Raw genomic sequence first — 25744 nt, forward strand, 5'->3', positions numbered from 1 at the left:
TCGTAGCGCCACGCGATCGGGAAGCGAAACCGCGATTTTGAGCGACCTCAGTTGTCGCTGGAGGTTTTCCAGAGATTGAGGTCGCCGTCGCGGGCGTGTTGATCGATGGCCGTGAGCTCCTCGGTAGTGAAGTCGAGGTTGGCCAGGGCACCGACGCAGTCTTCGATTTGGGAGACTTTGCTCGCACCGATGAGCGCGCTGGTGACCTGCGGATTACGCAAGACCCAGGCGATTGCCATCTGTGCCAGCGATTGTCCGCGCGCGGTCGCGATGGCATGGAGCGCTTTGATGTTGGCGAGATTTTCCTCACTCAGGAAATCGGCGCTGAGCGAGCTGTTGGCGGTCACGCGACTGTCGGGCGGATTACCATTCAGGTATTTGTTGGAGAGCATGCCCTGGGCGAGCGGCGAGAAGGCGATGCAGCCAATGCCTTCGTCCTCTAGCGTGCGGAGCAGGCCCTCGGTTTCGACCCAGCGATTGAGCATGGAATAACTGGGTTGATGGATGAGACAACGGTCGCCGAACTCGCGCAAAAGGGCCGCGGCTTCGGTCGTGCGTTCGGCGCTGTAGGAAGACACGCCGACGTAGAGTGCTTTGCCGGAATTGAGCGCCTGCGAAAGTGCGCCCATGGTTTCCTCGAGGGGCGTCTCGGGATCGAAGCGGTGCGAATAGAAAATGTCGACGTAGTCGAGACCCATGCGCTGCAGTGATTGGTCGAGGCTGGCAGTCAGGTATTTTTTGCTGCCCCATTCGCCGTAGGGACCGTCCCACATGTGGTAGCCGGCCTTGGTGGAGATGATGAGTTCATCGCGAAGGTCGGCGAAGTCGGTGGCGAGGATTTGTCCAAAATTTTCTTCGGCGGAACCGGCGGGTGGGCCGTAGTTGTTGGCCAGGTCGAAGTGAGTGATGCCGAGATCGAAGGCGCGCTGGCACATGGCCCGGGCGTTCTCGAACGAAGTGACGCCGCCAAAGTTGTGCCACAAGCCGAGCGAGATCGCGGGGAGTTTGAGACCACTGCGGCCGCAGCGGTTGTAGATCATCTTATCGTAACGGGTCGAAGCAGGCAGGTAGGTCATGGCGGAAAAGTGGTGGATTTAAGCGGCGGATATCATCGCGTCGTTCGCGCTCGGTCATGGCAAGGTGGCGTGCGTCTCACGTAAAGCAACCGCCGGCCCCGAAAGCGGCGCCTGCTGCCTCACACTGGCGGAAAGTGTAACCATTATGGTTACACTTTCCGACCACCAAGATGGGGTAGGGCGGCTCGGATTCCGTTTGTTGCGCTGGCTGGGCTCGCTTGGTTCCTTCAGGGCTCGTTGGTGGTGCGGCGGAGCAGGCCGAGTGCGAGGGAGCTCGCCGCTACGGTGCCGAATGGGCGGGAACCAAGGGGCTGAAAATGTTGCTTCGTCCGGCTTGCATGGTGGGGCGAGAAGATCACGATTCGTTTCATGAATCGTCTACGTTTTCTTGGTTTGGTGAGTTTGAGTTTCTTCGCGCTCGTTTCGGCGAACTTGTTCGCCGCCGATAAAGCGGAGACGAAGAGCTGGGGGCCATGGGAAGCCGTGGGCTTCGATGAAGCCGTCATCAAAGACGTGCGTGTCAGCGGCGACGATATTTTCATCATGCTGCAGCCCGCCCATCGTAACGATAAGCTCACGATGAAAATCTCCATGCAAATGGGCGCGGGTTACCGCAAGTGGTTCACCGGAGATGAGGTGCTGGTCGCGCAGGAGAACTCCGGTCGCGCCGCCAATACCTGGACCGATCGCATCCAAACGTCCGCGAGTTACATCGAGTATTACGCGAACGGTGAGCTCTTCCTGCATCTGAAGCGGAAGTAAGTCGGGCGTTGTCGGGGAGCGGTGTCCCCCTTGAAAAGAAAATACACACCGCAACGGCACGCTACACGGCGAGCACGCCCTACCGAGTGAGCCTGGGGCGAGAGCCCTGGTTGGTTCGCAGGCGCTTGCGATATCAATTTACGCGACGGAGCGAGATCCGTTTGAAGTCGAGGGCGGTTTCGCCGGGGAAATTGGGAGCGGTGAGCGTAAGTTTGCCGGGCCCGCGATGGAGATCGATTTCGCCCAGCGAAAACGCGCGAAAATCTTTCACGTAGGACTCGGCTCGCGGAACTCGGTCGTGTTCCATGCCGGTCTCGAGTGGATCCCACGCCGTGGGGATGCGTCCGCTGCTCTTCGCGTCGTTCATGGTCAGTTCCAACATCGCGCCCGGAGTGCGGGCGGTGTAGTGTATGGTTACGGCGAAACGATCGGGTTCGATCACTTCGATGTCCCACGTGAGTTTGTCGACGGTCGAACGCCAGTTCAGCACGTAGGAGTCGTTGGGATATTGGTTGGAGCGTTTTAGGCCGCCGTGCAGGACCGCATCGCGAGCCGGCAGGTAAGTCACCGCTGCGGCTGGATGGCCCACCGGAATGGCGGGAATGGCGGGCGCGGCAGTGGCGGCGATGTCTTCGCGCCAGGCGGCGACGACCTGCTGCAACCGTGCGGCGACGGCGGGATGTTGGTCGGTCACGACCTCCGTTTGGCGAATATCTGCGGCGAGGTCGTAGAGGTTGCCCTTGGCGTCCAGCATGAAGCGCTGAGTGCGCACGCTCACCGCGCCGCGCCAGGACGTGAATACCGGGCGCGGCGCGGGGGCGTCGCCAGTGCCGGTTAACACGGCGGCGTAGCTGGCTCCGTCGAGCGGCAGGGGCGGGTGCAGGTCGACTGCGGCGAGCTCGGCCAGCGTGGGCAGTAGATCCACGGCGGAGGCGAGCGGAGTGACGGTGGTGCGAGGTGGGATGTGCCCGGGCCAGCGAACGAAGAGAGGCGAGCGCACACCTCCTTCGTCGGTCGATGCCTTGCGGCCCTTGAGATCACCGTTCCAGCGCCAGCCGTTGGGGCCGTTGTCGGTGAAGTAAACCACGATGGTATTATCGGCGATGCCGAGGCGTTCGAGCTCGGCGAGGACGCGCCCGGCATTGGCATCGAGATTCTCCACCATGGCGAGTGCGGCGCGGGTGTGTTCTCGCTCTTCGCGGGCGGAATAGCGGTGTTCAGCGGGAATATCGCGATCGGCCCAGTCGTTCCAATTGGCGTCGGGGACCTGCATGGGGGCGTGGGGTGTATTGAAGGCGAGATAGGCCAGAAACGGGCGTCCTGCTTCGGTCTGTGCGGCCATGAAGGCGAGGGTGTGATCGGTGATGTCGTCAGCCAGATACCCGGAGCCGGTGACCAACTCGCCGTTGTGATCCATGGTCGCGTCGAAGTAACTGCCCCAGTGGCCGGACGTGAATCCGTAGAACTCGTCGAATCCGCGGGTGTTCGGGTGGTAGGGGTGCTGAGAGCCGTTGTGCCATTTGCCAAAGCAACCGGTCGCGTAGCCCGCCGCGCGAAACACATCGGCGATGGTATGCTCGCGCAGGGCCAGTCGCTCGGCCCCTTCGCTTACGTCGATGACGCCGGTGCGCGGCGCCTGGCGACCGGTGAGGAATTCGGCGCGGGTCGGGGCACAGACGGGTTGCACATAGAACCGCTCAAAGTGCGCGCCGTCGTGAGCCAGAGAGTCGAGGGCCGGCGTCCGGATGGTGGGATGGCCGTGATAGCCGAGGTCACCCCAGCCCTGATCGTCGGCCAACAGCACCACAATGTTGGGCTGAGCGCAACACGCCGCGACTGCGGTGAGAGCGAATCCGATCAGCCAGTCACGCATCACATGCTAGAACAATGAGTAGATAAACGGAGCCGCGCCCGACCCCCCGAGCACGACCAATGCGCTGACGAGAAGCAGCACGATGATGATGGGGGTGAGCCACCATTTCTTGTTGTGGATCACGAAGTCCCAGAACTCAGCGATTACGCCTTTTTGCGGCTGTTGGGAGGCTTCTTCGAAAGAGGGATCAGGCTTGGACATGGTGGAGCGCTGCGGGCAGAGGTTTTTAACCACGGATGGACTCAGATAAACACAGATCAAACCCGCGGTGGGTAAAACCAAATTGCTCTCCCATCCTGATGAATTGCGGACGGTCGAAACGGATAACCACAAATTGAACATCAACTATTCCGCATCGGTGCCTAACAGGGTCCATTCGTGGTTAAAGAAACTAGTGCTGACGGAGGTAACTGGCGGGAGTGCGCTTATCGGTTTTGGGTTCCCAGTAGGATTTGCGGTTGGGGTCGAATTTGCGGTTGAGCGGATCGCGGCCGAGGAGACGCATGAGTATGCCGATCGGTGTGATCACGAGATAATAAACGATCGCGAGGATGACGTGCGAGAGCACGAAACCGATGGGAAATGTGACCAAGACGGCCCCGAGATAGATCAAGCGCACCGATGGCGGTTTGGCCCAGCCCATCAGACCCACCGCGAATGCCACAGCCCCGAGCACCCGGGCGAGCAACGTGAGATCGCGCTGAAATGCGACGACGGCGAAGACACCGAGAAACAAGAACCACAGGGTGGCAAAGACTCGCAGATCTTTGGTGGTCGGGTGGCGGTTGATTTTGATGAGACTCATGAGGGCGATGGTGTCGTGCGGGGAGACGGGACGTTGGATTCAGTCTTTGCCAAAACGGGCGAGATAGGCCGTGTGGGCGTCGACGGATTCTTCGGGTTGGTCGTCCTTGAGTAGAATGAAATCATCGATGACGAGGGCATCCATGCCCGTGGCCAAAAAGCAACGGTAGGCATCCGCGGCGGTGCAAACAATCGGTTCTCCGCGGATGTTGAAACTGGTGTTGATCAACACCGGACATTCCGTCTGCGCCTCAAAGGCCGAGAGCAAACGGTGCAGCCGGGGCGACCGGGCCGTGTCGATGGTTTGGATACGGGCGGAGTAGTCCACGTGAGTCACGGCCGGGAGCGTGGAGCGCACGTCATTGACCCGGGCGAGACCTTCGGCGGGCTGATCGTCCTCGATGCGCTGATCTTCCTGCACGGGAGCCACGATCAACATGTAAGGGCTCTCCTGGCCGGGAAGCAGGTCGAAATAGTCGGAGGCGCATTCCGCTTTCACGATGGGGGCGAAAGGCCGGAAGGACTCCCGGAATTTGATCTTCAGGTTCATCTTGCTCTGCATTTTGCGATCGCGGGGATCGCCCAAAATGCTGCGACTGCCGAGCGCGCGCGGACCAAATTCCATGCGTCCCTGGACCCAGCCGACGACGTTGCCTTCCGCGAGCAACGTGGCGACACGATCGCAGAGGTCGGCCTCGTCGCGGGCCCGGGTGTAGACGGCAGACCGTTGCCGCAAGGTCGATTCGATATCAGCTGGATCGGGGGCGGGGCCGAGCAACGAACCGGATTGGGCATCGGGTTGGGTGAGCGGACGGGGCTTGTCCAACAATTGGTGCCAGACGAAGAGAGCGGCTCCCAAGGCTCCGCCGGCGTCGCCGGCCGCGGGTTGAATCCAGATGCGCTCGAACGGCGACTCCCGCAACAGGCGCCCGTTGCCCACGCAGTTGAGCGCCACACCGCCGGCGAGGCAGAGATTGGCAGAGCCGGTCAGCGCGTGCAGGTGATGCGCCATGCGCAACATGATCATCTCGGTCACGACCTGCACCGAGGCCGCCAGATCGAGTTCGCGGGGAGTAAGTTCCGACTCCGGGGAGCGCGGAGGTCCCTCGAAAAGTCGGGCAAATTTTTCCGACGTCATGGTGAGACCCTGGCAGTAGTTGAAATACGACTGGTCCAGGCGAAAGGAACCGTCCTCCTTCAGGTCCATCAAGTGCTGCAAAATCGTGTCGACGTAGCGAGGCTCGCCGTAGGGGGCGAGCCCCATGAGTTTGTATTCGCCAGAGTTTACGCGGAAGCCGCAAAAGTAGGTAAAGGCTGAATACAGCAGGCCCAGCGAGTGCGGAAAGTGCAGTTCGTGGGTCAACTCGATCCGATGTCCGCGACCGCGCCCCATACTCGCGGTGGCCCATTCGCCGACTCCATCGAGGGTAAGGATGGCCGCCTCTTCGAACGGTGACGGGAAGAAGGCGCTCGCCGCGTGGGACTCATGATGCTCGGTGAAAACGTAGGGTTTGCGGTAGAGACCGCCGAGCCCCCGGTTCATTTCGCGCGGCAGTTGCAACTTTTGATGAATCCATTGCGGCATCGCCTTGAGAAAGGCTCCAAACCCGGTCGGAGCGACCCCGAGATAAGTTTCCAGCAGCCGTTCGAAACGCAGGAACGGTTTTTCGTAGAACACGACGTGATCGAGCTCCGCGGCCGTGATGCCCGCCTCGCGCAAGCAATAGTCGATGGCGTGCTGGGGAAATCCCTTGTCGTGCTTGCGGCGGGTGAAGCGTTCCTCTTGTGCAGCGGCCACGATTATGCCGTCCACCACCAGGGCCGCGGCCGAGTCGTGGTAAAAGGCGGAAAGACCGAGGATATAGGTGCTCATGGGGACGGGGAGCGGGATTGCAGTTGGTTAAAAGCACGACGCAGTTCCTGGGAAACGGGACCACTGGCCAGCAGGTCGCGCATAAAGCGCAGGGTTTCGGTCGCGTCTTCTTTTTGCTGATACACCTGCACAAGTCGATCGTTGTTGGCGAAGCTGCGGGGGTTGTAGGCATGGGCTTGCCGCATCCGGTCCACGGCGTCGTCAAAGCGATCCTCGGCCAGCAGAAATTTGATCAGCGGCAACAGCGCCCGTTCGTCGTCGGGCACGATGGCGAGCACGGCCTCCCATTGGGCCACGGCGGCGTCGGGTTCGCCCGCGGCTTCCAGAACCTGGGCGTAGGCGAGTCGGATGCCGCGATTGTTGGGTTGAGCTTCAACCCACCGGGCAAACGCGTCCCGCGCGGGAGGGAAGGCGCGTTGGCTGGCCCAGATGGAGGCGAGCAGAGGGTAGGTTTGAGGGTAAAATGGATCCGTGTCCGCGAGTTCCTGCAACAGATCGACGGCTGCGGCGGACTGGCCGAGATGGGCGAGTAGGAATGCGCGCAAGACGGTCGCCTCCGCCGAGGTCGGCGCGATTCGGTCATGATCATCCAGTAGCTGCAGAGCGCGTTGGTGTTGGGACTGTTCGGTCGCCAGTTTGGCCGCGTGAAAGGCCAGAAACGAGGACTCGGGGTGGGCCAGCCGAGCGGCGTCGACGGCTCCGCTGGCGGCGGCGAGACCACCTCGTGTGATCCGTTCCCCGAGCGCAGTCATCGTGCGCAGTGCGAAGGTGCGATCCTCGACGTAGGTCGACTGTCCCGTGAATGGTGGACGAGTCACCAGATCGTTCATCGACTTCCACTGCGAGAGGTGACCGGCGACGGTGAATCCGGTCGCGGCGGCAATCTCCTCCGGCGCGGCCCACGCCTGCGACGAGCGGTGCGGAAACAAGATCTTTTGACTTTGCCGGGCCAAGCCGCGCGCCACGGCGTAGTTGCCCGCGAACGTCAGATGCACGTGTTCGAAAAACAGGGTGCGACCGCCGGGTTCGAGTTCGGCTCCCGTATCCACCAGATGGGCACCGGGCGAATCGGCGGTGACGGTGGCGATGATTTGATTGAGACGTTCGTCGGCCCGAAATCGCAGCGCATCGAACTCCAGTGCGAGACGGAGTTCTTGGAGACCCGCGACGGTTTCGTTCCGGGTGAGCAGTTCCCGACCTTGCCGGAAGTGTGTTTCCGCTTCCACGCCGTTTTCGTCGGGGCGGGAAACAAAGGGCGCACAATCGACTGCGTTCACCGCGACGGTCGAAACCACGGCGGGAATGCCGGCATCTGCGGCGACAGCGAGCATGTCGTGCAGGTTGGCTTCGAAGTTGTGGTAGACGTTTTCGAGACGCGGGTCGCCGGCGGGCACGGTTTTTTCGGCAAACATTTCCATGCCGCGCCAGTCCCGGTGACGGGTGGCTGCATTGCCGGCGATGGTGATGATCGTTTGCAGCAGTTGGCCGGTGCGCGTGGACTTGGCCCAAACGCCTGCCCGGATGAGTGCGAGCGGGGGGGAGGAGTCGGTGATGGCGGATCCGGGGCCGTAGGGACCAACGACCTCGTTGTTGCCCATGTAGAATACCAGCAGGTCGGGCTCAAAATCGACCGCTTGCCGCACGATGGGCAGAATGGCGTGGGAATTGATGGCCGTGATGCCGAGATTGAACACCTCGATGGTTTGATCGGGATGCGCGTCGCGCAACAAGGCCTCCAATTGCGGCGCGATGCCAAACCCCGGTTCGGGCACGCCCATGGCGGCCGATTCACCGAGGAGGAAAATGCGAATCGTGCCGGCGGGTTTTTCGCGGGTGATGCGAAAATTCACCGGCTTCAGCCCGAAAGAAGCGGGGAAAAACAGCTCCGTGTAGCGAGGGTTGCTGCGGAAAGTGCCGGGGGGTTGGCCGTCCTCGGGAATGAAGAAATGCGGGTCATGGCCCACGCCACCGATGTGCAAAGCCAGCTCCAGTCCCCCGAGAAACAACAGCGGGGAAACCACGGCGAGCAGCAGCTTGGGGAGCCAGGATCGGGAGGGGCGGGGTGAGGATGCGGACGGCATGAACCGCCCGAGTTAGGCTGGACGGACGCGCGCAGTCGAGAGCAGGTTGAGGTCCGCTACCGACGGGCGCTCCGCGTCACGGCAGACCGGCGAATAACGGCCGTAAATGAAGCCGACGGTGAATTAGGTCAGCGATCGCTTTGGGCGAACTTAATCGAGCCGTTCACGGTGTTGGCTTCGATGATGGCGCCGCCGTCACCGATCGTGCCGTTGAGGCTCTTTTTGCCGACCCGACCTTGCATCATAACTGGCATGTCGGTCTCAATGTGACCATTGACGACCGATGCTTTGAGGGTCGCTCCAGCTCCTTCCGGAAGATAGATTTTTACGCCGCCATTGACGGTGTTGAACTCGATATTGGCATCGGGATTCAGCTGGGCGAAGTGAGCGCGGACGCCGCCGTTGACCGTGTGGATTTTGGCGCTGCCGCCGAGGTTGGTGGCGTCGATGCTGCCATTGACGGTGGACGCATTCACGCGGCCGGTCATACCTGTGATCTTGAGCGCACCATTGACGGTTTGCACGTCGCGCACATGAGCTGAGGCGGGAACTTTAATCACCAAATCGACCCGGCCATCGATGGTGCCCATGCTGAAGAAGCCCTTCTTTTTTGGCAGCTTGACCTTGATGCCGATGTGATCGTCGTCGAGTGACCACTTGATGTCGATGCGGTCGAGGTCGTCTTCGTCCTTGGCGCGTTTCTCACCTTCGATGACGTAGGCGTTTCGATCCCACGCTTCGATGGTGACCTTGCCGTTGACGTTTTCGATTGTGAGGATGCCGTCGGCGTTGAACGCACCTTCACGGTGGATGGGTTCCCGGTATTTCGTGCGGGAAAACCAATCGGCGTGAACGGTGGAGGCGCAGGCCAAGGCGAGCATGAGTAGCGGGATAATTTTGGTCTTCATGATGGTGTCAATAACCCGGCGGCAGCCGTAAGGTTGCAGAATTAATTGGCAGAGGGAAATCAGTCTTCGCGGAGGGCCTCCAATGGAGAAACCCGGGAGGCGCGTTGGGAAGGGAGCAACGTCGCCAACAATACCACGGTCGCCAACACGGCGGCCGTGCCGAGGGCGACACCCCAGTGAAAAGCCTCGGTTTGAAAGAGCACGCTCTGGATGGCGCGTCCAGTCGCCCAAGCTCCGGCCACCCCGAGGGCCAGACCGCACAGCAGCAACTTGGAGCCGAGCGCGAGAAACTGGCGAAGCACTTGCCCGGGGAGGGCGCCAAGCGCCATGCGCACGCCGATCTCGCGCCGCCGTTGCCCGACGGCGTAGGCGAGGACGCCGTAGGTGCCGATCGCGGCGAGGAGGAGTGCGACTCCGGCGAAAATCCCCGCCAACATCGCGGGAGAACGGCGGATCAAGAGACTGTCCTCGATGCGTTCGTTCAGAACTCTGATATCGTCCACCGGGAGAGAAGGATCGATGCCGGCCACCACGCGACGCAACGACGGTGCAAACTGAGCCGCCGGTAGCACCGTATTGATGGCGACCGCAATGCGTTGCCGCGGACGTTCGGGATAGGGCAAATATACGGAACCGAGCGGTGCGGTGTCGGTGAGGTCCCGTTGCTTGATGGTGCCGACGACCCCCACGATTCTCAGCGCGTTTTCGTCGTCCAAGTGCACACCGAGAGCGAGTCGGCGACCGATGGGGTCCGCGCCGTCCGGCCAGTAGCGGTCGACGAACGCTTGATCGACCACGCATACCCGATTGCCCTCGATCTGATCGCTGGCAGTGAGGACGCGTCCACGCAACACGGGGATGCCTAGGGCGGCCCAGTAGTCGCCCATCGCGAATGAGCTGAAGTGGGTGCGAATGGATTCGCCCGGCGCCGGCTCCACGCCTTCGACGACGGTGGCGTTGTCGCTGACATCGCCGCCGAACGGCAGGCCATCGGTGAAGCCGACGTGGGTGACACCGGGTTGAGCGCGGATTTCGCTTTCAACGCGCTCGAGAAATGCCTGCCGTTTTTCCGCGTTGGGATAGGATTCCCAGGGCAGTTGCAACCGAGCGGTCAACACCGCGTCGGGTTGAAAGCCGGGCGGATTGTGCAGCACGCGTTGCAACGAAACGCCCAGCAGTCCCGCGCCACAGAGCAACGTGAATGCGAGCGCGACCTGCACCACGATAAAGGCATGGCGCACCCGCTGCGCCGCACGCGAAACGGTGCCGCCGCGCGATTCCGTGGAAATGGCGCGAGCGAGGTTCAGTTTGAGACTGAGCAGCAGCACCGGCACGGCCAGCAATACGCCCACCATCAAGGATCCCACCAACGCGACCAGACCGACCCGGGAGTCAAATGCGATGGTGACGCCCAGGGGAAGTTGATCGGTGCCCAAGGCACTCAACAAATCGATCGCGAAAATGCCGCCGAGCACGCCCAGGGTGCCGCCCGCCAAGGCCAGCAAAATGGTCTCGATCAGCACGTCGCGACTGAGTTGTCCCGTGCCGGCCCCGAGCGCCTGCCGCACGGCAAACTCCTTGGTGCGACCATGCGCCCTGATGAGGAGCAGATTGACGAGATTCACCCCGCCGATAACGAGCAGCGCGAGCACGCCGGCCTGCAGCAGCACGAGCATATCGCGCACATCGCGCACGGCATCGGCGCGCAGACTGGTGACAATGGTGCGGAAGCCCGCGTCGATCACCAATTCCTTGTTGGGGTCGGTCTCCAGCAGCGCTTGGTTGAAGGCATCCATGCGTTTCTGGGCCGACTCGACCGAAATTCCGGGAGCCAGACGCACCACCATGCGGTGGTTATTGGAGTGACGCGATTGCGGCGTGCGCTCGTCCTCGCCGGAGGCGTAAGGCGTCAGGAATCGCGCTTCACTATCGAGGTAGCGAAAGCCCGGAGGCAACACGCCCACCACCTCGACCGTCTGACCATCGACCAGGAGAGTGCGACCCAGGACATCGTTCACGCCATTGAACTGAGTCTGCCAAAACTCGTGCGTGATGATCATCACTTGAGCGTTCGCGTAAACAAGTTCGTCATCCGTGAACGTGCGGCCCCGGGCGAGCGGCACGCCCAGGGTTTCCAGAAATTCCGGGGAAACACGGTCGCGGGCGACCCGTTGAGGCGAGCCTGTCTCGCCAATGATGGCACTGCTGTTTTGCACGATGGCGACGGACTCGAAACCGGGAATGGCCCCGTTGCGGCGGTCGAAATAGTTGGGCAACGATGCGCCGCTCAGCGGAGCGCCGGCGCCCGGGTAAGAGTTGCGCAGAGTAACGAGTCGATCCGGCTCGGGAAACGGCAACGGCCGCAACAGCACGGCGTCGACCACGGCGAAAATGGCGACATTCGCGCCGATACAGAGAGCGAGCGTGAGCAGCACGGTCGCGGTGAAACCGCGCTCGCGAACAAGACGACGGACCGATTGGCGAATCAAGGATAGCATGAACGAAAGTCGTAGGGTGATGCGGGGTGGTGCGAGGGGTCAGTCGGCGCGCAGCGCTATCATGGGATCGACGCGGGTGGCGCGGCGGGCGGGGACAAATGCCGCCACCGCCGCTACGGCGCACAGCAATAACGTTACGCCAATATAGGTCAGCGGGTCACTCGGACTGACGTCGATGAGCACGGTGCTCAGCCCGCTGCCGAAAATGAATGCGATCGTCAGCGCGATACTGAGTCCGAGCGCCAGACCGATGCCGACTTGAATCGCCCCCTGGCGCATGACCATGCCGAGGATGGTGCGATTGTCCGCTCCCAGTGCCATGCGCACGCCGATCTCTTGGGTGCGTTGGTTGACCGTAAAACTCATCACCCCATACAGTCCGACCGCGGCAAGGCCAACGGCCACGATGCCGAAGAGCAGGAACATGTTACCGACCAGACGATTTTGCGACATCAACGCGTCGAGCGTGGTGGCGGGGGTCTCCACGAAATACATGGGCAGGTTGGGGTCGACGCGGTTCACGAGCGCCTGCAACTGGTTGACCAACGCCTCGGGACGTTGGCCGCCGCGCGGGCGCACCACCACGGTGCCAAATTGGTTGGCGTTGGGTTCATCCAATACCGGACCAAAAGCGGTGGCGAAGTAGGGGAGGTAAAACCCGGAGTCATCGACCTGGGTGTTGAAGGGGCCCTGCATTCGCGCCGTGGCGGCGACGCCGATGATCTCCCGCCACGGACCGATCGTGGTGCCGTTGCCATTAACGGTGCGGAACCGGCGACCAATGGGCGATTCATGGCCGAAGTGCTTTTGGGCAAAAGACGCGTTCACGATGGCGACCGGGGCGTTCTGGTCCGAATCATTCTCGGTGAAGTCCCGGCCATCGAGCACGCGCAGATTGAGCGTTTCGAGATAGCCGGGCGTGATGTTTTCGAAGTTGGCGATCTGGCGATCGGAGTCCTCCAGATATTTTTCGCCCTCAATCTCAATCGGCCCGTTGCCCGAAAACACCATCCGGAATCGATTGGTCAGCGCGACCGATTCAAACTGACCCGAAGCCCGCAACTCGCGCACGAGCGTCTCGTAAAATTGTTGGCGGGACGCGTTCGTCGGGTAGTCGCCCTCCATCAACCCCATGCGACCCGCGAGCACGCTGCCGGTGTCGTAGCCGAAATCGACGGACTGCTGGTTGCGAATGGATTGAAGCTGCAACATCGAGCCGATCAGCAGCACGCACGTCATCACGATTTGAAAGACCACCAACCCGCGGGAGATGATCATGAACGAGCGCGACGTGTTGCCGCGCCCGCCCTCCTTGAGCACCTCGATCGAGCTGGCTCGCGACGAAATCCACGCCGGCACGAAGCCCGACACCAAGGCGGACAACGTGGTGGCGACCAGCACGGATGCGAGGACCTTGCCCGAAAGTTCAAACGTCATCCACGACGGGATGGGATTGGCGGCGTTGTGCACCGCGGCATCGATAAAATCGACCGACCAAGCGGCGATCGCGATGCCGAGCAATGCGCCGATCGACGCCACCAGGAGGCTCTCGGTCAACATCTGGCGAATGAGTCGGATGCGCGTCGCGCCGAGTGACGATCGGATCGCCAGCTCCTTGGCCCGCAACGTGGCCCGGGCGAACTGCATGTTCATGACATTGACACACGCGATCAGCAGCACGCCCACGCAGAATGCCAGCATGATGAGCAACATCCCCGTAAGCTGTGGACCCGTGAACGTGGCGATCAATGGGCGCACATAACCGAGGGTGAACGGGCTGTTGGTATCGGGAAACTCCTGGGCGAAATTGGCAGCGAACGAAGTGACCTCGGCCTGGGCCTGATCAATGCTCACCCCGGGGCGAAGTTTCCCGAGTATTGCCACGCCGATGTCATTGGGATCGTTGCGCGGACGCACCGGAAACGACGAATGCAGGGGCAGCCACACCTCCTCGTTGGCGGGGAAATTGAACTTGGGTGGCATCACGCCGATGATCGTGCCCGCCACGCCGTTCACATTCACGGTGCGCTCGATGACGTTGGGATCGGCTCCGAAGTCACGCTTCCACAAAGCATCGCTGATGATCACGGCCTTGTTGACGCCCGGCTGGTCGTCCTCGGGCAGGAAGTCCCGACCCAACGCCGGGAACACCCCCACGGCATCAAAGAAGTCGTGGGTCACGTAGCCACCGGTGAGTCGACGTGGTTGGCTTTGGTAAGTGAGATTAACGGTCGAGCCATTGAGGTAGGCCGTAAAATATTCGAAACTTTGTTGGTGCTCCCGCATGTCCGCGTAGTCCTGCGACAACATCTGGTTCCGAAAATTGCTGGGCGTGAAGTTCTCCCGCTGGACGATGTTTACATCCATCAGCCGATCCGCCCCCGGGAATTCAAACGCGTGCAGCAACACGCCATTAACCACCGCAAACTGGGTGGTCACGCCGCCGATGCCCAGACCCAGCACCAGCACCGCGAGGGCGCAGAACGACTTCTCTTTAATGAGGACCCGGAAGCCGATTTTAAGGTCTTGGAAAAACGTTTCGAACATGGTGAAGCAAAGATGAAGCGGAAGAAGTCAGGCGAATGTGCTGCCAACGTTTGCAGCCGCCATGCCACGTCGTCATGACTTTCATAAGTCTCAGTATGGAAATAACTAAAGAACCCTTCGTTTCTAGGGGACGAACTCACACGCCCCAGACTTGAGATCAGGAATTCCCATTACTGGGACGATCTGGACGGGGTGGGGCGCTTCCAAACGCGGCTACCGACTCGATTAAACGAAGGAAAAATTCGATGAAATCGCTCCGCTCCGAAAATCTGCCCAAAGTATCTTCACGCTGAAAGCTGGCCACCGCCCGGCAAAACATGCTCAATCGAATGGATGTTGTTTGGCACTCGACGGGCATTGCGGAATAGAAATGAAAAGATACGAACCCGAGTTCCCGGTTCAGCCTTGGAGGCGAGTGAGAATTCGTGCGAACGCTGAATCCCACTCAATTATCTCAAGAGTCAAACAATGTCCCCTAAGTTCGCCTCCTTCGTTCCCGTGGCTTCACGTCGTGAACTGGCATTGAACGTCGGCGCCTCGGAAACCGTTGATTCCGACGAGGGCTTATGGGCCGCCAACCGCGGGAACGATCAGGCGCTCGATATGGCGATTGATTGCACGGGAGTCCCGCCTGCGGTGAAGTTTTTGCTCCACCGCACCAAGGAGGCCGTGGCGTTGTTTGGAGTCGTGCGAGGTGAGATCCCATACGACGGCGCGCTGATGTGGGGACCCGGGGTGACATTGCTCGGTTACGGTGATCACAACCGTCTGGCGGCTGAAACCGCCCTGAGCGCGATAGCAACAGCCCAACTCGATCTCGGGGTTTTGATTTCCGCGACGCTCCCGCTGTCCGACTACGTGTCGGGTGTTGAAATGCTCCGCACTCAACAAGCGATCAAAGTCCTCTTCGACCCCTGGGCTTGAGAGGACGACGGGATGGGAACGTAGGAACGAGCTTGTTCAGGACGATCGTGCGGCGGCGCGGCGGAGTCGGTCGTTTACGGACGGTGCCCAGGGGTCTTCGCGCGGAACGCGTTCCAGGTGAATGTGCGACCAATCGCCGGCATCCAACTCGCGCAACATCGCGAACATGCGTCGGGCCGCTGATTCTCCGGAGCCATCGGTGGAAAGACTGTATTCATTCGATCCTGACAGGTCAGCACGATGAAAATAGACGCGGGCCTCGCGTGTCCCGGTGTAACCGGGCAACGTGTCGTGCAACGTGAGGGGCGTGGACGGACTGTAATGCCGCTCCAGCATGCCGGGGGCGTCGGCCGCCTGGGAATGACTCACGGTGTTGACCTTGGGAGCGCGGACCGTGACGCCGAGCACTCTGGAAAGTTGATCGGCGGTGATGGCACCGGGTCGCAAAACCGTTGGGTGGGCGGGATCGCGTAGATCGACGATGGTTGATTCGATGCCGATGGCGCACGGACCTCCATCGAGAATGGAACGGATGCGACCGCCCAGACTGGCTTTCACATGTTGCGCGGTGGTGGGGCTGATGTAGCCAAATGGATTGGCGCTGGGGGCGGCGAGAGGACGGTCGGCCGCGGCCAGAAGCTTTCGAAACAGGGGATGCTGCGGCATGCGGATGGCCACACTGGGGCGACCGCTGGTGACGATATCGGGCACGTGCTCCCGTTTGGGCAGCACCATGGTCAGCGGCCCTGGCCAGAAAGCGCGGGCGACTGCTTCGGCGGCGTCGTTCCAACGGGTCAGTTTTTTGGCTTCGGCGCGCTGCCGCACATGCACGATCAACGGGTCGTTGGCCGGCCGTTCCTTGGCGGCAAAGATCGCCTCGCAGGCCGCGACATTCATGGCATCACCCGCGAGACCGTAGACGGTTTCGGTCGGGGCGGCCACGAGTTCCCCGCGCCGCAGACGCGCGCCGAGCATCCGCAGATTGTGCGGAGTGCCTTGATAGAGACGCGTGACGAGAGCGGGGGACATGGAGCGAGGAAGTTGATCAGAACGAAGGCAGAAGGAAAGTCCCGCGTCATGTCCGGTGGGATCGCGTCAATGGGGCCGAGGCCGAAACCACACATCGCGGGAATCCGATTGCTTCCACTTTAACTTCAACTCGTGCGCAACGGGCCCCAACCGGGTTTATCAGGCACACGGGCGGCCTGCCTCGGAAGGTCTACCTAAAATAACTTCATTTTATGTGGACCGCACCTTGTGAATTAAAATTAGCGAAAGTGATATGAAATAATTGCAAAAGCAGAATGTCTTATGATAGATTCCATGCCGTAAACAGAACAGTCGCCCCGACGCCGGCCTATTCGCCCCGTTGAATAGCCTCCGCCAGGCCTTAAAATCAACCCCTCAAGCTCGGTATGGAACACACGACGAAGGAATTGGTGAACCGGCTCTCTGCGGTAGGCGGCACTGAGTCCGAACTCTCGCAACTGCTGGACAGTATCGAGCAGCAGCACGGTTTCATCCCGCGTGATGTCTCCGACGAACTGGCCAAGGTGCTGGCCCTCCGGCTGGAGCGACTCCATCGCCTGCAACGCAAGATCGAGAGCAACGTCCAAAAAGATGTGCAGGCTTGTATCGACCGGTGGGGGGACGAGGAAGGCAACCTCATCATGATTCTCCACGAAATCCAGAACCAGCATGGATACGTGCCGCGCGAGATCGCCATGGAGCTGAGCCGGGCCCTGCACGTGGAATTGGCGCGCATTTACGAGGTCATCACCTTCTACCACTACTTTAAACTCACTCCGCCGGGTAAGCACAATGTCACCGTTTGCATGGGCACGGCGTGTTACCTGAAGGGCGCGCCCGGCATTCTCACGGAGCTCGAAAAACAATTGGGCGTGCCCGAAGGCGGCACCACGGCCGACCGCCAGTTTCATCTCGAAACCGTGCGCTGTATCGGCTGCTGCGGGCTCAGCCCGACCATGGTCATGGATGGCAAAACCTACGGGAAACTCAAACCGGGCGACGTCGGGGAAATCATCACCGATGCCGCGCACGAACTCGAGGAGGCCAAAGTATGAGCACGACGTTTACCCCCGAGGTGTTGAATCGTTACACCGCGACCCAACCCACTTTCGGGGAACCTTATCTGCGAGTCGGCCTCGACACCGGTGGCATCGCCGCCGGCGCCAGACTCGTGTATCAGTATTTCGATGACGAATCCGAAAAACTGGACCGGATGCCGCCCGTGAGTCGCGTGGGCTCGAACGGACTTTCCTGGGCCGACCCGATCGTCGAAGTGAATGTCGCGAACATGCCTCCGACGCTTTACGGTGCGGTCGATGTGGACGTGGCAAAGCGCATCCTCGATGAGCACATCCTCGGAGGGCGATTGGTCGATGATCATATGCTGACCTATCCCGACACCGCGCAAGCGCGCGCGGCGTTGCTCAAGCCGAACGACCTGCGCTTTATTTTGGTGAAGGACACCAGCTGCGAGGACAACGACCGGACCGAATTCTTCCAATTCACGCTGCAGGAGGAACTGAAACGACGGAAGCTGGCGGAACGCGTGCAGGTCGTCCGGGCCCTTGACGTGGGAGTCTACGATGAGGGCGTCGTGGTGCGTGTGTTTCCTGCCGGGATCACCTACAGCAACGTTTTGACCGACCAGGTCGCGCAAATCGTCGAACGATCGGTGGAGCACGACGATGTGATCGAAAACCTGCGCTACGACGCGCCGGTGCTGCAGGAGCGCGTGGTGATGCGCAATTGCGGCATCATCGATCCCGAAGATCTCGATGACTACGTAAGTCACGGCGGTTATCAGGGCCTGAACCGCGCGCTGGCGGGTTCGCCTCAGGCGTGCATTGCCGAGATCAAGGAGAGCGGGCTGCGTGGCCGGGGTGGCGCCGGATTCCCGACTTGGTTGAAGTGGGATCTCACGCGCAAAGTGGCGGCAGACGTGAAATACGTGATCTGCAACGCCGACGAGGGAGACCCCGGTGCGTTCATGGATCGCAGTGTGCTCGAAGGGGACCCTCACGCGGTGCTCGAAGGCTTGATGTTGGCGGCCTACTCAATCGGCGCATCGATGGGCTACTTCTACATTCGCGCGGAGTATCCCATGGCGATCGAACGCATTCAAAAGGCGATCGTCGCGGCTCGGCAGGCGGGACTGTTGGGTAAGGATATTCTCGGCCGTGGTTTCAGTTTCGATGCCAAGGTGCGCTTGGGCGCGGGAGCATTTGTCTGCGGTGAAGAGACCGCGTTGATCGCGTCGATCGAAGGCAAGCGCGGCAGTCCGAGCCCGCGTCCGCCTTACCCTTCGGTGAGCGGACTGTGGGGTAAACCCACCTCGATCAACAACGTGGAAACGCTCGCCGCGGCCTCGGCTGTGTTGGCGAAAGGCGGGGCCTGGTATGCTGGCATCGGCACGAAGGAATCGACCGGCACGAAGGTCTTTGCCGTCACCGGCAAGATCCGCAACGCCCAGCTGGTGGAGGTGCCGATGGGCACGAAGCTGCGCGATATCGTGTTCAAAATCTGCGGCGGCATGCACGATCGCAACGACATCAAAGCCATCCAGACCGGCGGGCCTTCGGGTGGGGTAATTCCCGAAAAACTGCTCGATACCGGCGTGAGTTACGAGGCGCTCAAGGCGCTCGGATCCATCATGGGCTCGGGGGGCATGTTGGTGATGGATCAAACCGATTGCATGGTCGATGTGGCCAAATTCTACCTCAAGTTCTGCGTCGACGAATCGTGTGGCAAATGCGCGCCCTGCCGCGTGGGCGGCTATCAATTGTTGCAGCTGCTGGAGAAAATTGCCCGGGGCAGTGGCAAACCCGCCGACGTCGCCATGTTGCGCCGTATCTGTGTCGCCATGCAGAAGGCCTCCCTCTGCGGACTCGGCCAGACTGCACCCAACCCGGTGCTGTCCACGCTCAAGTATTTTGAAAATGAATACAATGCCTACATCGAAGGCGGTCATCCCTACGCTCGCAAAATGAAAAAAGCGCGGGCCGCCGGTCCGATCACCGCGACCGTCGCCGCCACCGCCTGACAACCCTGACCCGAAAAAGGAAACACCATGATCCAAACCAAAACGGTCAAAGCCACCATCGATGGCCAACCGGTCGAGGTTCCCTACGGCACCAGTATTCTGGATGCCGCGCGGCAGGCATTCATCAAGATTCCGACCTTGTGCAAACATCAGGATCTTCCCGCCACCGCCGCTTGCGGCCTGTGCATCGTGAAGCTCCAAGGCAGCGGCAAGCTTCCGCGAGCCTGCGCAACCCCGCTCGAAGACGGCATGGAGATCGTGACCCAGGATCACGAACTCACGGAGATCCGACGTTCCGTCATTGAGCTCATTCTTTCCAATCACCCCAACGAGTGCCTTTCCTGCGGCCGCAATGGCAATTGTGAGCTGCAATCACTGGCGGCCGATTTCGGCATTCGTCAGGATGTGATCAAGCGCACCGTGCGCGATCTGCCGTGCGACAATTCCAATGGCTCGATCGTGCTCGATTTCCGCAAATGCATCAAATGCGGTCGGTGCGTCACGGTTTGCCAGGAGGTGCAAAACGTCTGGGCGCTGTCGTTCCTCGAGCGCGGCATCAATACGCGCATGGCCCCCGCCGGTGACATCACGTTGGCCGAGTCACCCTGCATCAAGTGTGGTCAGTGCGCCGCACATTGTCCGACCGGTGCCATCGTCGAGCGCGACGATGTATCGATCGTCTGGGACGCCCTGGCCGATCCCGATAAATACTGCACCGTGCAGATCGCACCCAGTGTGCGCGTGGCGTTGGGCGAAGAGTTCGGTTATCCGCCCGGCACCAACCTGACCAAGAAGATTTACGCCTTCATGCGCCGTCTCGGTTTCAAAGCGGTGTTCGATACCAATTTTTCCGCCGATCTCACCATCGTCGAGGAAGCGAGCGAGTTCGTGGAACGCTTCGTTCACGGCAAGGGAGAGCTCCCGCTCATCACGTCCTGCTGTCCATCATGGACGGACTTCATGGAGAAAAAGCATTACGATTTCATCGACAATTTTTCCACCGCCAAGTCCCCGCAACAGATGCTCGGCGTCATGGCCAAGACCTACTTCGCCAAGAAAAACAAGATCGATCCCGCCAAGGTTTATCAGGTCTCGATCATGCCTTGCACAGCGAAGAAATACGAACTCGAGCGCACCGACGAGATGATGGCCTCCGGCTTCCACGATGTGGATGTCGTGCTCACCACGCGCGAACTGGCGCGTCTCATCAAGCAGAGCGGCATCGACTTCAAAGCGCTTCCCGATGAAGACGCCGACAGCATTCTGGGCGAATACTCCGGAGCCGGCACGATCTTCGGCGCGACCGGCGGCGTCATGGAAGCGGCCCTTCGCACAGCCTATTTCTACGTCACCGGTGAAAACCTTACCGGCAAGGCGATCGATTTCGAAAGCGTGCGCGGACTTCAAGGCGTGAAAGAGGGCACCATCGATATCAAGGGCACGAAGGTGCGAGTCGCCGTGGCGCACGGATTGGGCAACGTTGAGGCGGTGTTGAACAAGGTCCGGGCGGCGCGCGAAAAGGGCGAAGAACTGCCTTATCACTTCATCGAGGTCATGGCCTGTCCGGGTGGTTGCATCGGCGGTGGCGGCCAACCCTACGGCGTCAGCGACGAGGTGCGCCGGCAGCGCATTGCCGGTCTCTATGCCGACGACCGCGATTGCGCGGTCCGGTTCTCGCACGAGAATCCCGAGATCAAGCGCATCTACGCTGAGTTCCTCGAAAAGCCTCTCAGTCACCGGGCGCACGAGTTGTTGCACACCAACTACACGCCGCGCCCGCTTTATAAAAACTAGCCGGTCGAGCCGGATAACCCCCCGCCCATAATTAAATTTTAACCACGACAGAACGGTCCTAGTTCCTGCGCCAAGGGTTGCGACCTGCGGACAAGGGAGTGCTCTCAGACCCGATTATCTCTTTCGGACCACTCATCGGTCGAGTGGTTCGTGACAGTGGGTTCACGACGTCCCGGTTCGCTTCGATCCGGGACGTCTTTTTTGGGACCACGCCGTCACGAGGACCACCGATGAACTCACGTTTAGGCTTTGTTGGAATCGTCGTCCAGGACCGCTCGCTAGCGTCCGAGCGCATCAATGCGATTCTACACGATCACGGGGACGGCATCCTCGGTCGCATGGGTCTCCCGCGGGCCCGCGGCACTCACAGCGTCATCACCCTCATCGTCGATATGTCCACCGATGAGCTCGGCGCACTCACGGGTCGCCTCGGCCAGGTCGAGGGTGTGCAGGTCAAATCCGGTTTGGCCGGCTAGACGTCATGTTCGCCGCGCTGCTCACCGCCCTCTGTTTTGCCCTGGTCGGCGTGTGTGCCAACCGGTCCGCCCGACTGCTGGGCAGCCTGCGGGCCAACGTCTGGCGTCTGTTGGTGGCCGTGATGTTGCTCGGGTTCTGGGCGTTGGTTTACGGACGCGGTTGGCACGGACCGGCGAGCGAGTGGTTTTTCCTGAGCGGTCTGCTCGGATTCGGCATCGGTGGCGTGGCCATGTTTCACAGTCTGCCGCGACTGGGCACGCCGTTGAGTTTGTTGGTGGTGGAGTGCAGCACGGCGGTGTTTGCGCTGGTGATCGAGTGGGGATGGCTGGGCACGACCGTGCTCGCGAGCCAGCTCGGGTTCATGGCATTGGTCCTTGTGGGCGTGGTAGTCGGGCTGGCTCCGGGGTTTCCGTCGGACATCGGTGAAAAACGAAAAATCAGCGGACTGGGGTGGGCATTGGTGAGTGGCTTCGGTCAGGCGCTGGGCATGGTGGTGAGCCGCCACGCGTGGGCCTTGACCAAGTCCGCCGACTTCGAACTCGATCCCGGCACGGCGGCTTGGCAACGCCTGATCGGCGGGCTGACCGTCGGCGCGCTGGTTTACGCGTTGGTCAAGCTTTGGCCGACGTTACTGCCGCGCAGCGAAATGCCGGAAGTGGAAAAGGCGCGCGACCGCGGTCTTGGCACTTGGGGACCCGACTGGCCGTGGCTCTGGGTGTTGCTCAATGCCACGTTTGGCCCGGTGCTCGGCATCACGGCCCGCCAATGGGCGCTCAGTCTCGCGCCGGCCGGTCTCGTTCAAACGGTGGTATCGACCGCGCCGCTCATGGCCACGCCCTTGGCTCGATTGATGGAAGGGCGCTGGCCCCGCCGGCGTTTTTTCGTCGGAGCTGCCCTGGCGATCGTCGGCCTGGCCGGCCTGTTTATCGGATAACCCCAACCCACGGAGGTCCAAGCTCATGACACCTTTAACGCCAACCTCATCACGCCACTGGCTAGCCACGGCATGGGCGGGCGGATGCCTGCTCCTGGGTCAGCTCCCGGCGCAAACCGTTCCGGTCAGCGAACTCTCCGAGTCGGCCGATTCGGAGGTTAATCTTCTGCCGGTGTTCCCCGTATGGGGCGCGTCTCACGCTCAACCCCAAGTAGCATTTCCGTCCCAATTTGCACCCCGCATCGAGGCGGAGCAGTTGGCCGATGCGATCACCGCCTTGCCGAACGTAGCTGCCCAACGTCGTGGGTCCCAAGCCATCGAGCCCAACATTCGCGGTCAGGCATTCGATCGGGTCAGCACCAGTCTCAATGGATTGCCCCTGCTCAACGGCTCGCCCACGCGCACGGTCTCACCGCTGGCCCAGCTCGGCCTCGTCAATGCCACCAGCATCACCGTGCACAAGGACCTGCCGTCGCTGGCTCTCGGTCCGCCTAATCTCGGCGGACTCATTGCGCTGTCGCTCGATCCGTGGCCAAATAATGAATACGCCACCGCCATTGCTTCGCATGGCCACCTCCGCGCTTCTTACGACGCGACCCATGCCGGTTCCGCCGTCGAAGCCGCGGTGCAGGGGGCGGGCGAACGGATGGATTATCGCGTCGGCCTGTTCCGTAACGAATTTGGCAACTATGAATCGGCACAAGGGAGGGACGTCGCCGCCGATCTGCGGGAGTGGGGCGCTTCCCTTCACCTCGGGGTCATGTCCGCGCCCCGCCAACGCACGACACTGGGCGTGGTTTATCGGCGTTTGATCGACAGTGAAAACATCTCCCTTCCACTCGATAACAAAGACACCCCGAGCATTTTCCTCACGCTGGCGCACGTTATCAAACCCGAGACCGGCCGGTTCGAATCGATTCGGCTCCGCGGTGGCTATGGCGTGACCACACCTTTTCTGACCAACGAGGACCACCCGCCGCCTCCACCGTTTCTCATCGTCAATCACGGCCGGGCCGAAACCGCTTCTGCGGGTCTGGCCTTCGATCTCGCGTCCGCCGACGCCACCCGTTTCACCTTCGGCGGTGACTACGCTTACCAACGGCGCAACGCCACCCGCCGCGTCAGCAGCAATCCGCTCGATCACATTTGGCCCAATGCCACCGTCGACGACTTCGGGGTCTTCGCGGAATCCTCCACCGACATCAGTCCGGAAAACTCCCTGCGGCTGGGCGTGCGGCTCGATGCGGTGCGCAGTGATGCGTTGTCCGCCGAGGAGTGGGCCCTCGGGCGCACCGTGCGCGAGCAATTCATCACCTACAACGGACCTGCGGCCGGCGATGTCTCTCGCCAGGTGTTTTTGCCCTCGGCCAATGCCGTCTTGGCGCACGATCCCGCTGGTCCGCTTTCCGCTTATGCTGGGATCGGACTCGCCACTCGTGCGCCCGACATCGGCCAACGTTACCGCGCGCTGCTGCCCGCGCTGGGCGGCGGACTGGAGATTGGCAATCCCGACCTCGATCCGGAAACGCAATGGAGCCTGTCCACCGGTGTCCGGTGGGGAACCGAGACCGTGCAAGCGACGGTCGATCTCTTTGCCAACCACGTCGACGACTACATCAGCCGCCAATCCGTCGGCTCGCTGGGGCCCAACACGGTCTTTGGCTACCGACCGATCAACGCCCAGTTCTGGGGCGGCGAAGTGGGCGCGATCTGGCGACCCTCGCCGATCGTGGAGTTTCCGCTGTCGTTTGGTCTCACCCAAGCTCGCAATGCGGATACTCATGCCGACTTGGCTGAGGTGCCGCCTTGGGAACTCACCGGCGGTCTGCGCTTGAGTCCGATCATCGCCAATCGCGAATGCCGTTTGAGCCTTAATTTTCGTCACGTTGCCCCACGCACCAACCCCGATCCCGTCAACGCGCCGATCTACGCGGATACGGCGAGTTTCACGCTCTGGCACCTGCAAGCCGAGATGGCAGTGACCGAGCAGCTTCACCTACAATTTGGCGTAAAAAACCTCTTCAATCAAGACCACTACGAATACCTCACGCCTCCGGTCGGCGGTCCGGTCCCCGCGGGGCGTCCCGGCAGTGGTGACCTGCACGCTGGCGAACGTATTCCCGGCCCGGGTCGGACGCTCTACGCTTCCGCCGAATGGAAATTCTAGCGTGACGCCCCGGACTCAAATGCGGTCGCGTCGGTTGGGGCGAGAACTCCCATGGATCAGCCAACCCAGGCCGAGAGAAAGGCATCCACCAAGCGGGGCAGGTGACTGCTGTAACCGCCTTCCAGCGTCGCCGCGGCGGGCAGTCCGGTGGAGCGCAGCCAGTTGCCCAGTTGTGCAAAATCGGCGGTCTGCAGCAGCAGCTCCGTCAGGGGGTCGCCGTGGTAGGCGTCGAAGCCGGCCGAGACCAAAATCAACTGAGGCTGAAACGCCTGCACGCAGTCGAGCGATGCCTTGAGCGCCAGCAGGTGATCTTGCCGATGCGAGTTGGCCGGGACCGGCCAGTTGTAGGAATTTCCCCGACTCATCATACCCGTATCGGGGTATCCGGGATACTGATGCACCGACGTGACCCGGATGCCCGCACGGTTCAATAGGATCGCTTCGGTGCCGTTGCCGTGGTGCGCATCGAAATCCCACACCGCGACGCGTTCCAAGCTATGCGCGACTTTGGCGTGCAGTGCCGCAATGGCCACGTTGTTGAGATAACAAAACCCCATCGCATCACCCGCCGTGGCATGGTGTCCGGGCGGACGCATCAGGGCCATGGTGGGACCGTCACCGTGCAAGGCGGCATCGACCGCTGCGATCGTCGCTCCCGCAGATCGGCGGGCGTGCCCGTCCATGCCCTCGTGTCCGGGCGTGTCCTCGTCGAAATCCTCGCGCCCGGGCAGGCGTTGCAGATGCTCCGTTGTGTGCGCGCGCAGGATCGCTTCGTCCGTCGCCGCCGCCGGTAGGTGCCAGGTCCAATCCGGATGTGCGCGCTGCAAATAAGCCACGGTGCGCGACACGCGATTGGCCTGCTCCGGGTGGTGGGCGGAGCCAAACTCAAGACAGCGGGGATCGTGAAAAAGATGCATATTTGCCAACCCGTCGGCGAGCCTCGCCGACACGTCCTGA

19 protein-coding genes are annotated in these 25744 nt (G+C 61.3%); 8 read left to right on the top strand and 11 right to left on the bottom strand.

Going from position 1 to position 25744, the window contains the following annotated elements:
• Positions 1-47: 47 nt before the first annotated feature.
• Entirely contained in the window at positions 48-1076 is a 1029-nt protein-coding gene (gene mgrA / locus PXH66_RS06735; RefSeq protein WP_330929007.1) for an L-glyceraldehyde 3-phosphate reductase, read from the bottom strand.
• Between the two features lie 369 nt (positions 1077-1445).
• Between mgrA and PXH66_RS06740 the strand changes: the two genes are divergently transcribed.
• Positions 1446-1838 carry a hypothetical protein gene (locus PXH66_RS06740; RefSeq protein ID WP_330929006.1) on the top strand — a complete coding sequence of 131 codons (393 nt, stop codon included), beginning with the start codon at positions 1446-1448 and terminating at the stop codon, positions 1836-1838.
• A gap of 133 nt (positions 1839-1971) precedes the next feature.
• Here PXH66_RS06740 and PXH66_RS06745 read toward each other — a convergent pair whose 3' ends face one another.
• The 8 genes from PXH66_RS06745 to PXH66_RS06780 form a co-directional block, all read right to left on the bottom strand.
• Positions 1972-3711: an arylsulfatase gene (locus tag PXH66_RS06745; protein WP_330929005.1), complete on the bottom strand. Its 1740-nt coding sequence runs from the start codon at positions 3709-3711 to the stop codon at positions 1972-1974.
• A gap of 6 nt (positions 3712-3717) precedes the next feature.
• Positions 3718-3912 (bottom strand): DUF5989 family protein, encoded by a 195-nt coding sequence (locus tag PXH66_RS06750; RefSeq protein ID WP_330929004.1) that lies wholly within the window; start codon positions 3910-3912, stop codon positions 3718-3720.
• A 190-nt stretch (positions 3913-4102) separates the two neighbouring features.
• On the bottom strand, positions 4103-4516 hold the full coding sequence (locus tag PXH66_RS06755) for an SxtJ family membrane protein (RefSeq protein ID WP_330929002.1): 414 nt from the start codon (positions 4514-4516) through the stop codon (positions 4103-4105).
• A 39-nt stretch (positions 4517-4555) separates the two neighbouring features.
• Positions 4556-6388: a carbamoyltransferase family protein gene (locus tag PXH66_RS06760; RefSeq protein ID WP_330929001.1), complete on the bottom strand. Its 1833-nt coding sequence runs from the start codon at positions 6386-6388 to the stop codon at positions 4556-4558.
• Positions 6385-8469: a tetratricopeptide repeat protein gene (locus PXH66_RS06765; RefSeq protein ID WP_330929000.1), complete on the bottom strand. Its 2085-nt coding sequence runs from the start codon at positions 8467-8469 to the stop codon at positions 6385-6387. Before PXH66_RS06765 ends, PXH66_RS06760 begins: the two co-directional genes overlap by 4 nt.
• Positions 8470-8597: 128 nt before the next feature.
• Positions 8598-9377, bottom strand: a complete 780-nt coding sequence (locus PXH66_RS06770; protein WP_330928999.1) for a DUF4097 family beta strand repeat-containing protein — start codon at positions 9375-9377, stop codon at positions 8598-8600.
• A gap of 59 nt (positions 9378-9436) precedes the next feature.
• Entirely contained in the window at positions 9437-11875 is a 2439-nt protein-coding gene (locus tag PXH66_RS06775; RefSeq protein ID WP_330928998.1) for an ABC transporter permease, read from the bottom strand.
• A gap of 39 nt (positions 11876-11914) precedes the next feature.
• Positions 11915-14422: an ABC transporter permease gene (locus PXH66_RS06780; RefSeq protein ID WP_330928997.1), complete on the bottom strand. Its 2508-nt coding sequence runs from the start codon at positions 14420-14422 to the stop codon at positions 11915-11917.
• 498 nt (positions 14423-14920) lie between these two features.
• Between PXH66_RS06780 and PXH66_RS06785 the strand changes: the two genes are divergently transcribed.
• A complete protein-coding gene (locus tag PXH66_RS06785) occupies positions 14921-15346 on the top strand; it encodes an MDR/zinc-dependent alcohol dehydrogenase-like family protein (protein WP_330932273.1) in 426 nt (141 codons plus the stop codon).
• 36 nt (positions 15347-15382) lie between these two features.
• Here the strand turns inward: PXH66_RS06785 and PXH66_RS06790 are convergent, their stop codons facing one another.
• A complete protein-coding gene (locus PXH66_RS06790; RefSeq protein ID WP_330932274.1) occupies positions 15383-16375 on the bottom strand; it encodes an L-threonylcarbamoyladenylate synthase in 993 nt (330 codons plus the stop codon).
• Between the two features lie 386 nt (positions 16376-16761).
• Here PXH66_RS06790 and PXH66_RS06795 point away from each other — a divergent pair, with 386 nt between their 5' ends.
• From PXH66_RS06795 to PXH66_RS06820, 6 genes are all read left to right on the top strand, one after another.
• Positions 16762-17430 (top strand): NADH-quinone oxidoreductase subunit NuoE family protein, encoded by a 669-nt coding sequence (locus tag PXH66_RS06795; protein WP_330932275.1) that lies wholly within the window; start codon positions 16762-16764, stop codon positions 17428-17430.
• On the top strand, positions 17427-19415 hold the full coding sequence (locus PXH66_RS06800) for an NADH-ubiquinone oxidoreductase-F iron-sulfur binding region domain-containing protein (RefSeq protein WP_330932276.1): 1989 nt from the start codon (positions 17427-17429) through the stop codon (positions 19413-19415). The genes PXH66_RS06795 and PXH66_RS06800 overlap by 4 nt, the downstream gene beginning before the upstream one ends.
• 27 nt (positions 19416-19442) lie before the next feature.
• Positions 19443-21209: an NADH-dependent [FeFe] hydrogenase, group A6 gene (locus tag PXH66_RS06805; RefSeq protein ID WP_330932277.1), complete on the top strand. Its 1767-nt coding sequence runs from the start codon at positions 19443-19445 to the stop codon at positions 21207-21209.
• 230 nt (positions 21210-21439) lie between these two features.
• A complete protein-coding gene (locus PXH66_RS06810; RefSeq protein WP_330932278.1) occupies positions 21440-21685 on the top strand; it encodes a TM1266 family iron-only hydrogenase system putative regulator in 246 nt (81 codons plus the stop codon).
• Positions 21686-21690: 5 nt separating this feature from the next.
• Complete coding sequence (locus PXH66_RS06815; RefSeq protein ID WP_330932279.1) at positions 21691-22620, top strand: DMT family transporter; 930 nt, start codon at positions 21691-21693, stop codon at positions 22618-22620.
• Between the two features lie 25 nt (positions 22621-22645).
• Complete coding sequence (locus PXH66_RS06820; RefSeq protein WP_330932280.1) at positions 22646-24787, top strand: TonB-dependent receptor; 2142 nt, start codon at positions 22646-22648, stop codon at positions 24785-24787.
• Between the two features lie 56 nt (positions 24788-24843).
• On the opposite strand, the gene PXH66_RS06825 is transcribed toward PXH66_RS06820, so the two are convergent.
• Complete coding sequence (locus tag PXH66_RS06825) at positions 24844-25704, bottom strand: histone deacetylase family protein (protein WP_330932281.1); 861 nt, start codon at positions 25702-25704, stop codon at positions 24844-24846.
• Between the last annotated feature and the right edge of the window lie 40 nt (positions 25705-25744).

The organism is Synoicihabitans lomoniglobus, from assembly GCF_029023725.1.
Taxonomy (GTDB): domain Bacteria; phylum Verrucomicrobiota; class Verrucomicrobiia; order Opitutales; family Opitutaceae; genus Actomonas; species Actomonas lomonigloba.